Source organism: Streptomyces sp. NPDC039423 (assembly GCF_055598725.1).
Genome location: NZ_JBVKAH010000007.1, coordinates 159,114 through 172,416, shown reverse-complemented (window position 1 = coordinate 172,416; position 13,303 = coordinate 159,114). Strand labels below are relative to the sequence as shown.

At 71.3% G+C, this 13,303-nt stretch carries 13 protein-coding genes; 2 read left to right on the top strand and 11 right to left on the bottom strand.

The features are described 5' to 3' along the window. Positions 1-4: 4 nt before the first annotated feature. Positions 5-952 carry an ADP-ribosylglycohydrolase family protein gene (locus tag ACZ7LK_RS23060; RefSeq protein ID WP_471143028.1) on the top strand — a complete coding sequence of 316 codons (948 nt, stop codon included), beginning with the start codon at positions 5-7 and terminating at the stop codon, positions 950-952. Positions 953-1,014: 62 nt separating this feature from the next. On the opposite strand, the gene ACZ7LK_RS23055 is transcribed toward ACZ7LK_RS23060, so the two are convergent. Further along, positions 1,015-3,834, bottom strand: coding sequence for a DEAD/DEAH box helicase (locus ACZ7LK_RS23055; RefSeq protein WP_392275854.1), 2,820 nt, complete (start codon positions 3,832-3,834; stop codon positions 1,015-1,017). Positions 3,835-4,047: 213 nt separating this feature from the next. Between ACZ7LK_RS23055 and ACZ7LK_RS23050 the strand changes: the two genes are divergently transcribed. Continuing rightward, a complete protein-coding gene (locus ACZ7LK_RS23050) occupies positions 4,048-4,545 on the top strand; it encodes a hypothetical protein (RefSeq protein ID WP_471143027.1) in 498 nt (165 codons plus the stop codon). A 62-nt stretch (positions 4,546-4,607) separates the two neighbouring features. Here ACZ7LK_RS23050 and tatC read toward each other — a convergent pair whose 3' ends face one another. The 10 genes from tatC to ACZ7LK_RS23000 all read right to left on the bottom strand — a co-directional run bounded on the left by tatC (position 4,608) and on the right by ACZ7LK_RS23000 (position 13,035). Further along, entirely contained in the window at positions 4,608-5,564 is a 957-nt protein-coding gene (gene tatC / locus ACZ7LK_RS23045; RefSeq protein WP_471143025.1) for a twin-arginine translocase subunit TatC, read from the bottom strand. Between the two features lie 49 nt (positions 5,565-5,613). Continuing rightward, positions 5,614-5,889 carry a Sec-independent protein translocase subunit TatA gene (gene tatA, locus ACZ7LK_RS23040; RefSeq protein ID WP_392275851.1) on the bottom strand — a complete coding sequence of 92 codons (276 nt, stop codon included), beginning with the start codon at positions 5,887-5,889 and terminating at the stop codon, positions 5,614-5,616. A gap of 212 nt (positions 5,890-6,101) precedes the next feature. Further along, on the bottom strand, positions 6,102-6,299 hold the full coding sequence (locus ACZ7LK_RS23035) for a hypothetical protein (RefSeq protein ID WP_392275850.1): 198 nt from the start codon (positions 6,297-6,299) through the stop codon (positions 6,102-6,104). Between the two features lie 20 nt (positions 6,300-6,319). Next, positions 6,320-6,568 (bottom strand): hypothetical protein, encoded by a 249-nt coding sequence (locus ACZ7LK_RS23030; protein ID WP_392275849.1) that lies wholly within the window; start codon positions 6,566-6,568, stop codon positions 6,320-6,322. Between the two features lie 71 nt (positions 6,569-6,639). Further along, positions 6,640-7,596 (bottom strand): helix-turn-helix transcriptional regulator, encoded by a 957-nt coding sequence (locus ACZ7LK_RS23025; protein ID WP_392275848.1) that lies wholly within the window; start codon positions 7,594-7,596, stop codon positions 6,640-6,642. A 16-nt stretch (positions 7,597-7,612) separates the two neighbouring features. Beyond that, the gene (locus ACZ7LK_RS23020) at positions 7,613-8,569 is read right to left on the bottom strand and encodes a helix-turn-helix transcriptional regulator (RefSeq protein ID WP_392275847.1); all 957 of its coding nucleotides are present in this window, start codon (positions 8,567-8,569) and stop codon (positions 7,613-7,615) included. A gap of 170 nt (positions 8,570-8,739) precedes the next feature. After that, positions 8,740-9,111 (bottom strand): FKBP-type peptidyl-prolyl cis-trans isomerase, encoded by a 372-nt coding sequence (locus ACZ7LK_RS23015; protein ID WP_392275846.1) that lies wholly within the window; start codon positions 9,109-9,111, stop codon positions 8,740-8,742. 46 nt (positions 9,112-9,157) lie between these two features. Continuing rightward, positions 9,158-10,141 (bottom strand): FKBP-type peptidyl-prolyl cis-trans isomerase, encoded by a 984-nt coding sequence (locus ACZ7LK_RS23010; protein WP_471143019.1) that lies wholly within the window; start codon positions 10,139-10,141, stop codon positions 9,158-9,160. A gap of 242 nt (positions 10,142-10,383) precedes the next feature. Further along, positions 10,384-11,745 (bottom strand): Pup--protein ligase, encoded by a 1,362-nt coding sequence (gene pafA, locus ACZ7LK_RS23005; RefSeq protein ID WP_064069120.1) that lies wholly within the window; start codon positions 11,743-11,745, stop codon positions 10,384-10,386. A 9-nt stretch (positions 11,746-11,754) separates the two neighbouring features. Then, positions 11,755-13,035: an MFS transporter gene (locus ACZ7LK_RS23000; RefSeq protein WP_471143016.1), complete on the bottom strand. Its 1,281-nt coding sequence runs from the start codon at positions 13,033-13,035 to the stop codon at positions 11,755-11,757. Between the last annotated feature and the right edge of the window lie 268 nt (positions 13,036-13,303).

Here is a 13,303-nt window from a genome sequence, read left to right as displayed (position 1 = left end):
TCCCATGTCAACCCCCGACCGTCGCGGCCGTGTTGCCGGTACCGTCCTGGGCTCGGCCGTCGGAGACGCGCTCGGCGCCCCTTTCGAGTTCGGCCCGCCGGGCGTCTACTCGGCGCGCTTCCCGGACGGGAGGGGCGCGATGTGCGGGGGCGCCGGCTGGGACCCGGGCGAGGCCACGGACGACACGCAGATGGCCGTCCTGGTCGGGGAGTCGCTGCTGGAACGCGGCGGGCTCGACCTGCCGGACGTCTTCGACCGCTTCCGGCGGTGGGCGGCCGGCGCACCGAAGGACATCGGGCTCCAGACGGAGGACGTCCTGTCCAACGGGCAGCCGTGGGACCGCGCCGCCGCACTGCACTTCCAGATCACCGGGCGCGCCGCGGGCAACGGTTCGCTGATGCGCGCGGCCACTTCCGCCGTGTACTTCGCCGGCGCCGGCCGCTCCGCGACGATGGAGGCGGCCCGGCGGCTCGCGGCGCTCACGCACGGCGACCGCGCGGCCTGGGAGGGGACGGCCGTCCTGCACGAACTGGTCCGGGTCGCCCTGGACGGGGCGGACCCCGTGGCGGCCGTGCCGGACGCCCTGGCCGAGGTCGATGCCGGTCACCGGGCACGTTGGGCCGTCGTCCTGGCCCCCGACTGGCACCCGGACGACGCCTCCGAGTTCAACGGCGCCGTCTGGCCCTGTCTGGGCTCGGCGCTGTGGGCGCTGCGGACGACCGGCTCCTTCGAGGACGCCCTGGCCGCCGCGATCGACCTGGGCGGTGACACCGATACCGTCGCGGCCGTCACGGGCACGCTGGCGGGCGCGGTGTACGGGGCGGGGGCGATCCCCGACCGCTGGACGGCCGCCCTGCATGTGCCCCTGCCGGGCCACGGCGACCGGGTGCTGCGGGTCGCGGAGCTCACCGCGCTGGCCGGGGCCCTCGCGGCGGGCCCCCGTCAGGGGTGACCTGAGCCCGGAGCGCGTCAGGGCCCGGCCGGGATCCGGCCGGGCCCTGACGTCGTGCCCCGTCAGCCCACCGAGCTGTAGGCGACGACGCCCCTCAGCAGCGCGTCGACCGCCTTCCGCGCGTTCTTGGTGACCGTACTGCCCTCGCCGGGCGCCGCCGCCGCGATCTGTCCGAGGACGTCGATGACCTGCTTGCACCAGCGGACGAAGTCACCGGCCGGCATCTCCGCCTCGCGCAGCACCTCGTCGAGGCTCTTGTCGGAGGCCCACTGGTAGGCGGCCCAGGCGAAGCCGAGGTCCGGTTCGCGCTGGCCGACGCCCTCGGCCTGGTTGATCCGGAAGTCCTCCTCCAGGGCGTCCAGCCGTCCCCAGATGCGGACCATCTCGCCGAGCGCCGCCTTGGCCTTGCCCGTGGGGAGCTTCGGCGCGACCGCGTCGTCGGCCTGCCGGGACTCGTAGACCAGGGCGGAGACGCACGCGGCCAGTTCGGCCGGGTTGAGCCCCTCCCAGACGCCGTCCCGCAGGCATTCGCTGGCCAGCAGGTCCAGTTCGCCGTAGAGGCGGGCGAGCCGCTTGCCGTGCTCGGTCACCTCGTCGCCGCGCAGGTAGTCCATCTCCGTGAGCAGGGCGACGATCCGGTCGAAGGTCCGCGCGATGGTGTTCGTACGCCCCTCGATGCGCCGCTCCAGTTGCCGCGTGTCGCGCTGGAGCCGGTGGTACCGCTCGGCCCAGCGGGCGTGGTCCTCCCGCTCGTCGCACCCGTGGCAGGGGTGCGCGCGCAAGGCGGTGCGCAGCCGGGCGATCTCGCGGTCGTCGGCGGCGGCCGAGCGCTGCTTGCGGTGCCGCTCCGGCGCTATGTGCCCGGCCTTGGTGCGCAACGCGGACGCCAGGTCGCGCCGCGACTGCGGGGAGCGCGGGTTGAAGGACTTGGGGATGCGCATCCGCTCCAGCGGTTCGACCGGCACGGGGAAGTCGATCGACGCCAGCCGCTTGACCTGCCGCTCGGCCGTGAGCACCAGCGGGCGCGGCCCGTCCTGGTGTTCGAAGCCGCGGTGCCCGTTGGCCCGGCCGGCCGGCAGGCCCGGGTCCAGCACCAGCGCCAGTCCGGCGAACTTGCCGGTCGGCACATGGATGACGTCGCCCGGCTTGAGGCGCTCCAGGGACGTCGCGGCCGCCACCCGGCGCTGCGCGGCGCCCTGCTTGGCCAGCTCCGTCTCGCGCTCCTTGAGCTCGCGGCGCAGCCGCGCGTACTCCTCGAAGTCACCGAGATGGCAGGTCATGCCCTCGCGGTAGCCCTCCAGGCCCTCCTCGTTGCGCTGGACCTGGCGGGAGATGCCGACGACCGACCGGTCCGCCTGGAACTGGGCGAAGGACGTCTCCAGCAGCTCGCGCGAGCGGTGCCGGCCGAACTGGTCGACCAGGTTGACCGCCATGTTGTACGAGGGCTTGAAGCTGGAGCGCAACGGGTACGTACGCGTGCCGGCGAGTCCCGCCAGGTGGCCGGGGTCCATGCCGCGCTGCCAGAGGACCACGGCGTGGCCCTCGACGTCGATGCCCCGCCGCCCGGCGCGCCCGGTCAACTGGGTGTACTCGCCGGGGGTGATGTCGGCGTGCTGCTCGCCGTTCCACTTGACGAGCTTCTCCAACACCACGGAGCGGGCGGGCATGTTGATGCCGAGCGCCAGGGTCTCGGTGGCGAACACGGCCTTGACCAGGCCCTGGACGAACAGCTCCTCGACGACCTCCTTGAAGGTCGGCAGCATGCCGGCGTGGTGCGCGGCGATGCCCCGCTCCAGGCCCTCCAGCCATTCGTAGTACCCGAGGACGTGCAGGTCCTCGGTGGGGATGGAGGCGGTGCGCTCCTCGACGATCTCGCGGACGCGGGCGCGTCCCTCGTCGTCGTTGAGCCGGAGGCCCGCGTACAGGCACTGCTGTACGGCGGCCTCGCAGCCGGCCCGGCTGAAGATGAACGTGATGGCGGGCAGCAGGCCCTCGGCGTCCAGCCGCTCGATGACCTCGGGCCGTCCCGGGGTCCAGATCCGCGAGCGCTGCCGCCGCTCCCGCTCGCGGTCCGCCTCGCGCCCGCGCCGCCGGTCCCGGCCGCCCATCGGGCGCGAGTTCTCCATGCGCGCCAGGCGGACCAGGTCGGGGTTGACCTCGCGGCGGGCGGAGCCGCGGCCGCCGTGGTCGGTCTCCTCCTCGAAGAGGTCGTAGATCCGGCGTCCGGCCAGGACGTGCTGCCACAGCGGCACGGGCCGGCTCTCCGAGACGATCACCTCGGTGTCGCCACGGACCGTGTCGAGCCAGTCACCGAACTCCTCGGCGTTGGACACGGTCGCGGAGAGCGACACCAGGGTCACGGACTCGGGGAGGTGGATGATCACTTCCTCCCAGACGGCCCCGCGGAACCGGTCGGAGAGGTAGTGCACCTCGTCCATCACCACGTACCCCAGGCCCCGGAGGGACTGGGACCCCGCGTACAGCATGTTGCGGAGCACCTCGGTGGTCATGACGATCACCGGCGCGTCGGCGTTGACGCTGTTGTCACCGGTGAGCAGCCCGACCTTCCCGGGCCCGTACCGCTTGACCAGGTCGGCGTACTTCTGGTTCGACAGGGCCTTGATGGGCGTGGTGTAGAAGCACTTGCGCCCCTGCTCCAGGGCGAGGTGCACGGCGAACTCACCGACGATGGTCTTGCCCGAGCCGGTGGGTGCCGCGACGAGTACTCCCTTGCCGGCCTCGAGGGCCTGGCACGCCTCGATCTGGAAGGGGTCCAGCTCGAAGTCGTACAGGGCGCGGAAAGGAGCGAGCGCGGTGGCCTGCTCGGCGGCGCGGAGCCGGGCGGCCGCGTACGCTTCCGCGGGTGTGAGTTCTTCTGTCATCTTGTTATCGAGCCTACCCGCCGCCACTGACAGTCAGCCGATCTTTAACCGCACCCTTCTCCGTCTCTGCACGGAGGACCGGACGCACCCCTCGCACCACCGCGCTGTTCGCCGGTGCGTCCCCCCGAGAACCTTCCTGTGAGCCCGCGGTTGGCATGATCCACCGCAGACCGCGTGCGTTCCGCTACGCAACGCACTCACCGGAGGGGAACAATGAAGATCACATCGTCCCGCACGGGAACGGCCCTGCTTGCCGCCGTAGTCTCGTCAGGCGCCACGCTGGCTTTGGCCGCGCCGGCGAAAGCTGCATCCGCGACACAGTGCAGCGGCTGGCAGCGGCAGGAGATCGACACCATAGGCACGAATCTGGTCGTGCAGGTCCAGCCGTGCGTCCAGCGCACGGCAGCCAACGCGATAACCGCTCGAGCGGAGACTCGCTGGACCGCGGCGGGGGGCGGGATCAGCACCGGCCTCGACAAGTTCTCCATACAGGTCAGGCTGGAGCGCAACGACGCCACGGTGAAGTCCGCAAGCGCCCAGTACACCGGACACATGAACAACTACCCGGAGTCGACCCGGCTGCTGATCACCCCGTCCCACTACAGCAGCGTCCCCGCCGGGTGGAGCGCGGACGGCGTGGTTACGTACAACGTCGCCAATGACGGAGGCGGGGACAAGACTTGGCAGCTGGGCGGCTCGCCTTCAATTTGATCTTCTCGTAGGTCCCCCGCCACGGGGCCCACTCACCGGTGGGCCCTTACCTGCGGCTCACCTCAGGTGACGTCGTCGTATGAGCTGCCGTTCAACCGCTGCGAACGGCCACCGTCCGCCTGCTCGGGCAAGGCCGGGGCGGCGTGGACGGACTCGACGGCGCCGATGGCTTCAGGCGTGAGGTCCAGCACCGAAGCCTCGTCCTCGCTCAGCTCGGCGTCGCCGTTCCCGCGCCGCCGACGCATGTCGTTCAGCAGCGAGAGTCCGGTCGCCAGGAAGTACAGCACAGCCAGCGGGCCCGCCAGCAGCAGCATGGAGAGCGGCTCGCCGCCAGGGGTGGCGATGGCCGCGAACGCGGTGAGGCCGATGATCATCCCTCGCCACCAGCCGAGCATGCGCTTGCCGCTGATGACGCCCGTCATGTTGAGGGCGATGAGAAGCAGGGGCAGCTCGAAGGCGAGACCGAAAACGATCACCATGCGGGTGATCAGGTCGAGATAGTCGTCGAGTGAGATCTGATTCTGCGTGTCGGACGGCGTGAAGCTGAGCATGATCGCCGCTGTCTGCGGCAGGATCGCGTATGCCAGGTAGGCACCCGCCACGAAGAGGGGGACGCCGACCGCCACGAACGCGTAGGCGTAGCGCCTCTCGTGCCGGTGCAGCCCCGGGGCGACGAACGCCCACAGCTGGTAGAGCCACACCGGGGTCGCCGCGAGGACGCCCGCCATGAGGGCGACCTTGAGGGCAATGGTGAAAGGCGAGATCAGCGTGTCCGTCTTCAGGACCGCGCACAGCTGCCCGTTCTTCTGGACGACGACACCGCCCTCACAGCCGACCGAGTCGATGATCGGCCTCATGAGGAACTCGAAGATGTCCTTCTGGAAGAAGGCCGCCACAATCGTGGCGACGAGAATCGCCAGGACCGCCTTCAGCAGCCGGTTCCGCAGTTCACGCAAATGATCGACAAGGGGCATGCGCCCCTCGTCGTTCTTCTCCCGCTTGCGGGCAGACTTGAGCAACCCACTTCCCTTGTCTCGTGCGAGTGCGGCAGCCGTCAGCGCGTGTGCGTCAGCTCTTGGTGGTGTTCTGCTCGGCGACCGGGCGGGCGCTGCTCACGTCGCCGGGTGCGGCCTGGATGGTGCGCGGGGCGGGCTGCTGGGCCGCGGGGTCGGCGGTGGGAGCCGGCTCGGCGTCGTCCTTCTTCATGGCCTTCGCCTCGCTCTTGAGGATGCGGGCCGACTTGCCCAGCGAACGCGCCATCTCGGGGAGCTTCTTGGCACCGAAGAGCAGCAGGATGACTGCGATGATCAGAACGATCTCGAGGGGCTTCAGATTGCCGATCATGTGCGACTTCCTTCTCACCGAGGCGGCTGGGGGGAGGGGGCTTACCTGTGCGACCGGACAGTTGTCCAGCCCCATGCTGCAAGGATCGTAACTCGCACGGGTAAACGTCGGGCAATCCCTGTGCATACTCCGCGTTCCCGGCGAGTACCTCCATACCTCCGCCGGGACAAGCAGCGTACCTCTCGGGCCCGGGCGCGAGGAGGGTGGCGGCCCTACCGCAAGTCCTCGCCCGTACGGGCGAGATCGGTGGCCGCCCGCTCCAGGTCCTCGGCGGCGCGGTTGATCCGCTGTGTGGTGTGCGTCACTTGACGGCCGAGGCGCTGGGCCTCGATGAACACCCGGATGCCGAGGACGCCGAGGACGGCGATACCGAGGAACCCCAGGGCGATGGCGAGCATGGGCCAGAACATGCGCAGAGCCTAGACGACGGTCAGACCGTGGAGTGGAGGCGGAGCGTCCGCACGCCGCCGCCGGTGAGGAGTTCGACGATGCGCTCACCGGCGGGCTTGCGTACGGCGGAGCCGCACGCGGGGCACGTGAAGGAGTAGAAGGTGGTCCGGCGGCTGGCGCCGATGGCCAGGCGCAGTGACCCGGCCGACAGTTCGCAGCGCGCCTGGCACTCGGGGCAGGCGGCCTTGAAGAGGACGGGGGCCGGAGGCGGCGGAATGGTTCCGGGCATCACGGACAATTACCTCAATTCCCTCGACGGTGGTCTGATCGGCCTGATCGGCTCGACTGCCCCGGCTCCGCCTACTCCTGGTCGCCGTACGCGGCCAGCGCCTCGCACGCCGCCTGCCGGGCGCTCGCCGCCAGCTCCGGCGGGGTGACGATCCGGCCCTCCCCGCCCAGGCGCAGGGCGAGGCGCCGCAGCGAGGCCGGTTCCGGCGTGCGCAGGGTGATGCGCAGCCCGCCGTCGGGCAGTTCCTCGGCGCTGTCGTGCGGGTAGTACTCGGCCACCCAGCGGCCGCCCGGCCCCACCTCGACCACGACCTCGGGGTCGTCGGCCGACGGCTGGACCAGGCCCTCGGACAGGTCGCGCAGCTCGATCTCGGGCGGCGCGGACGGCTCGTCCAGCAGCCGGATCTCGGCCACCCGGTCGAGGCGGAAGGTCCGCCGCGCCTCGGACAGCCGGCACCAGGCCTCCATGTAGGTGTGGCCGACGGCGAAGAGGCGGATCGGGTCGACCTCCCGCTCGGTGAGCTCGTCCCGCGCGGGCGAGTAGTACCGCAGCCACAGCCGGCGCCGTTCCGAGATGGCCCGGTCGACCTCGGCGAACACCCCGCCCTCGGACTCGAAGGTCACCGACAGCCGGGAGCTGGCGCCCGCCGCCTCCCCCGCCGCGGCCTCCAGCTTGGCGGTGGCGCGCAGCAGCGCCTCCCGGTCGCCCTCCCGCAGTCCGGGCAGCGTGGCGACGGCCCGGGCCGCCACCAGCAGGGCGGTCGCCTCGTCGGCGGCGAGCCGCAGCGGCTCGGCGACGTCGTCGGGGTTGTGCCACCAGATCTGCTCGCCGTCCGTGTCGATGTCGAGCAGGTCGCCACCGCGGAAGCTGGTGCCGCACATGGGCAGCACGTCGAGGTCGGAGATCAGCTCGTCCTCGGTGATACCGAACGCCCGTGCGACGTCCCCGACATGGGCGCCGGGGCGCTCACGCAGGTACGTCACCAGCGAGAGCATCCGCCTGGTCTGGTCGATCGCGTTCGCGGCCATCGAAGTCCGTTCCCCCTCAGCCCTTGGCCACGGCGCGCAGCCGGTCCACCACGTCGGCCCGCAGATCGGCCGGTTCCAGTACGACGACGTCCGGGCCGAACTCGACGAGCCAGGCGTCCAGTCCGTGCCCGTACGGGATCTCCAGCTCGTCCCAGCCGCCCCCCAGCTCCCGCACCGACAGGGCGCGGGCGCGCAGCGGGTAGCCGCAGTCGGTGCGCAGCCGGATCCGGGCGGAGCGGGTCGCCGTCTCCCCCGCCCAGCTCTCGACGGTCTCGCGGACGGTCGACACGTCCGGTACGGGGGCGGTGAAGGCCCCGGCCCGGGAGCGGACCCTGCCGGTGATGCGGGAGAGCCGGAAGACGCGCTCGGCGCCCCGGTCACGGTCCCAGCCCGCCAGGTACCAGTGGCCGCGCCAGCACTCCAGCGTCCAGGGCTCGACCTGCCGGGTCTCGGGGCGGGCGGCATTGGCCTTGCGGTACTCGAAGACGACGGGGCGCCGGTCCCGGCAGGCCAGCATCAGCGGCTCGAAGGCCGCCTCGTGGACGGGGATGCGCGGTTCGAGGGCGCTGTGCGGGGTGTCGTACGCGTCCCCGGCCTCGGGCATGCCGGCGGCGCGCAGCTTCTGGAGGGCTCCGCTGGCGGCGCCGGCGAGGCGGGCCTGCTGCCAGACCTTGGCGGCCAGGCCCAGGGCGGCCGCCTCCTCCGCGTCGAGCTGGATCGGGGGGAGCCGGTTGGAGTCGCGGCGGGCCAGGTAGCCGGTCTCGCCGTCGAGGTTGTCCACGGTCTCGATGACCAGGCCGAGCTCGCGCAGATCATCCTTGTCGCGCTCGAACATGCGGTTGAAGGAGTCGTCCGAGCCGGCTTCGAGGTACGCCTCGATCGAGCCGCGCAGCTCGCGCTTGCTCAGCGGGCGCCGGGTCCCCAGGAGGCACAGCGCCAGATTCATCAGCCGCTCGGCCTTGGCAATGGCCATCGACGCCCTGCACCTCTTCTTATGGACTCACTTTTCCCGCTCAACGTACCGCCCCGGGGTGTCGCGGGAAAAGTCGCGCCACGGCGGAGGGCCCGTACCGGGAGGCACGGGCCCTCTGGGTGGCCGGTCGGCCACGGGTGCGGTGTGCCTCAGCGGCGACCGCGGGCGGATCAGACGCCGACGAGGTCGCAGACGAAGATCAGCGTCTCGCCCGGCGCGATGGCGCTGCCGGCGCCACGGTCGCCGTACGCGAGGTGCGCGGGGATGATCAGCTGACGGCGGCCGCCGACCTTCATGCCCTGCACGCCCTGGTCCCAGCCCGCGATGACCTGGCCGATGCCGAGCTTGAACTGGAGCGGCGTACCGCGGTTCCAGGAGGAGTCGAACTCCTCACCGGTGGAGAAGGCCACGCCCACGTAGTGGACCTTGACCATGTCGCCGGCCTTGGCCTCGGGGCCGTCGCCCTCCCAGATGTCCTTGATCTCCAGGTCCTTCGGCGGCTCGCCACCCGGGAAGTCGACCTCGGGCTTCTCGATGCTCACGAAAACAGTGCTCCTCAAACGAATGTACTGGGCAACCGGGACAGTCTTACATCACGGCGAGGATGTCGAGCGAGAAGACCAGCGTCGAGTTGGCGGGGATGTCCCCGGACGCCTGGTCGCCGTAGCCGAGCTCCGGCGGGACGACGAGCATGACGCGGCTGCCCGCCTTCTTGCCCGCCAGCCCCTGCTGCCAGCCCTTGATCAGGCTCTGCAGGGGGAACTCGGCGAGCTGGCCGCCCTTGTAGCTGGAGTCGAACTCCTTGCCGCCCTCCCACAGGACGCCCTTGTACTGGAGCAGCAGCTTGTCCGTGGGCTTGACCACCGGGCCGTCGCCCTCCAGGACGTACTTCGCGACGAGGCCCTTGGGCGCGGGCTTCTTCGGCACGTCGATGGACGGGGCGGCGCCGTCGGTGTTGGTGCCGATCTTGGGGAGGTCGATGTTGTCCTGCGCGACCTCGCGGCCCTTGGCCGAGCTCTTGCCGTTGAAGGTGCCGCGGATGTCGACCACGAACACCAGGGTGTCGGTGCCCTTGATCCCGCCCTGCGGGTTGCCCTGGGACCCGTAACCGAGGGCCGGCGGGATCGCCAGCTCGACGCGGCTGCCGACCTTCTTGCCCGGCAGCGCCCTGTCCCAGCCGGGGATGAGCTGGCCGACGCCGATGGCGCTGGTCAGCGGCGCCTTGCGGTCGTACGAGTTGTCGAAGACCTTCGCCGTGTCCCAGATCTGCCCGAGGTAGTCGAACTGGAGGTAGTCGCCCTTGGCCACCGTCTGCCCCTTGCCGGGGATCAGCGTCTTCACCGCCAGGTCGGACGAGGGCTTGCCCGGGCCCTTGGCGATGGTCGGCTTCTGGCCGAACGCGGTGCCCGCGGTGATGGCGGGGAGCGGTCCCTCCACGATCTTCGTGGACGTCTCCGGGGCGGACGCCGACGGGCTCTCGTCGGTCTTGGCCTTGTCGGACTTGTCGTCGCCGCAGCCCGCGAGCGTGAGCAGGCCGGCGGGGACGGCGAGGAGGAGGGAGCGACGGCGCACGGAATGCCTCGTATCTTGGTCGGGATCTCGGGATCTGTAGGTCTTCGCAGTCGAGTTCGCGAGGGTGTCGCGTCACTCTACGGCGTGACTCTACGGCGTGGGTGAGGCGCCGTACGAGCCCCGCACGACGCCTCCCGGTGGTGATCCCGGCCTCCCGCCCGGCCCCCGGGCGCCCGGCGGCGGGCGCCCTCGGGCCGGTGCCGCCGACGGGTCCCCCGCGGGACCCGGCGGCGGCCGCCGGCTCACATCCCGGCGATGAGCTTCTCCACCCGGTCGTCCACCGACCGGAAGGGGTCCTTGCACAGCACGGTGCGCTGCGCCTGGTCGTTGAGCTTGAGGTGCACCCAGTCCACCGTGAAGTCCCGGCGCTGCTCCTGCGCCCGGCGGATGAAGTCGCCGCGCAGCCGTGCCCGGGTGGTCTGCGGGGGCACCGACTTGCCCTCGAAGATCTTCAGGTCGTTGCAGATCCGGGCGGCCTGTCCCTTCTTCTCCAGCAGGTAGTAGAGCCCGCGGCGACGGTGGATGTCGTGGTACGCGAGGTCTATCTGGGCGACCCTGGGGTGCGACATGGTCATGTTGTGCTTGGCCCGGTACCGCTCCAGCAGCTTGTACTTCATGACCCAGTCGATCTCGGTGCCGATCCGGTCGAGGTCCTCCTGCTCGATGGCGTCCAGCGTGCGGCCCCACAGCTCCAGGACCTGGGCGACGGTGCCGGTGCGGATGCCACGGCGGTCGACGAAGTCGGCGGCCTTCTCGTAGTACTCCCGCTGGACCTCCAGGGCGGAGGCCTCGCGGCCGCTGGCGAGCCGCACCTTGCGCTGGCCGGTGATGTCGTGGCTGACCTCGCGGATCGCCCGGATCGGGTTCTCCAGGGTCAGGTCCCGCATCACCGTGCCGGCCTCGATCATGCGCAGCACGAGGTCGGTGGCGCCGACCTTGAGGAGCATGGTCGTCTCGGACATGTTCGAGTCGCCGACGATGACGTGCAGCCGACGGTAGCGCTCGGCGTCCGCGTGCGGTTCGTCGCGGGTGTTGATGATGGGCCGGGAGCGGGTCGTCGCGGAGCTGACGCCCTCCCAGATGTGCTCGGCGCGCTGGCTGACGCAGTACACGGCGCCGCGCGGGGTCTGGAGCACCTTCCCCGCGCCGCACAGCAGCTGCCGGGTGACGAGGAACGGGATGAGGATGTCCGCGAGCCGCGAGAACTCTCCGTGGCGGGCGACGAGATAGTTCTCGTGGCAGCCGTAGGAGTTTCCCGCCGAGTCGGTGTTGTTCTTGAAGAGATAGACGTCGCCCGCGATTCCCTCCTCGTGCAGGCGGCGTTCGGCGTCGACGAGCAGACCTTCGAGAATGCGCTCGCCGGCCTTGTCGTGGGTGACCAGTTCCGTCACGTTGTCACATTCCGGAGTTGCGTATTCCGGATGTGATCCCACGTCGAGGTAGAGGCGGGCACCGTTCCGCAGGAAGACATTGCTGCTGCGGCCCCATGACACGACACGGCGGAAGAGGTAGCGCGCCACTTCGTCAGGAGACAGTCGGCGCTGTCCCCTGAACGTGCACGTGACGCCGTACTCGTTCTCCAGCCCGAAAATGCGGCGGTCCATGACTGAACATTACGCCTGATGGCCTGAGCTGAAACCGGGTTCGACGGCACCGTTTCGATCATTTTCCGATGCCGCCACGACATCTTCGGCGTGTTGGGCCTGGTGGCGGGGAACTGCCAGTACGCGCTGGGTCGCCAGCAGGACCAGCAGGGCGGCGAATCCGCCGGCGCAGGCCACCGCGAAACTCGCGGTGGTGCCGGAGTGCTGGACCACCGGGCCGGCGACGGCCGTTCCGGCGGCGGCGCCCACCCCGAAGGTGGTGACCAGCCAGGAGAACGCCTCGGTGACCGTGCCGCGCGGCGCGTGCCGGTCCACGACGATGAACGCGCAGGCGATGGCGGGCGCGAGGAACACGCCCGAGACGGCCGCCAGGGCGGTCATGGCCACCACGCCGGGGGTCAGCGTGAGCGGCAGGTAGCCGAGCGCCAGAAGGCCGATCAGGGCCCGCAGGCGGCGCTCCGGGGCGCCCGCCCACTGCCGGGCCCCGTAGACTGTGCCGCCGACCAGCGCGCCGAGGCCCAGGGCGGCCATCAGCCAGCCGTAGACGGACTCGCTGCCGTAATCCTCGGCGTACGCGTAGGCGGCGACCGTGATGGAGCCGAGGGCGAGGCCGACGAAGAAGAACGCGCCGAGCAGGGCGAGCAGCCCGGGCGAGCGCAGCGCGCCGAGCCAGTGCGCCTCGCGCGGGGCGGAGCGCCAGGCACGGGACGGCTCGGACAGCACGACGGACAGGGCGCCGAGCACACCGATGGCGTTGATCACGAGCAGGGCGGCGGCGGGCGACCAGAGCGCCACGAGCAGGGTGACCAGCAGGGGCCCGACGGTGAACATGACCTCCTGGGCGACCGCGTCCATGGCGTACGCCCGGTGGACCCGTTCCTCGCGGCCCAGCACGCTCGGCCACAGAGCCCGCAGCCCGCCCTCCAGGGGCGGGGTGAACAGCCCGGCGACGGCGACCGCCGCGTAGGTGAGCGGGAGCGGATCCGTGCCGGCCAGCACCAGCAGGGCCATGCCCAGGGCGGAGACCAGGGCCGCCGGGAGCTGGACGCGGGGCTGGCCGTACAGGTCGACGGCCCGGCCGAGGAGGGGCTGGCCGACGGCGTTGCCGATGCCGTACACCGCGGCGAGGGCGCCGGCGAGGCTGTAGCTGCCGCCCTCGGCACGGGTGAACACCATGATCGCGATGGGTCCGGTGCCGTTGGGGAGGCGCCCTATGAGGGTGCCGATGAGCAGCCTGGCGGCATGGGGTGCCTTCAGGATGTCGGCGTACCCGCCCGGTGCGGCGGCCATGTGCTGCCCCTCTCCCCCGGCCGGAGGCCGAGGTTTTACGTATAACGTCCTTCGTCATACGTACCATGACGGCATCCCGCGGGTCCACCTCGCGGGCGGGATCCCCGAAGCGGAGGCGTGCGTGCACCACCCGGACCCCCAGGTCCCCGACCCGGCGCCCAGGACGGCGGCCGGGCCCGCCCCCGGGCGGGCCGGTGCCCCCGGCGGGCGGGACGCCGACGCCTCCGGGGCCGGCGCACCCGCGCGCCCCGCCGCGGACGGCGGCCCG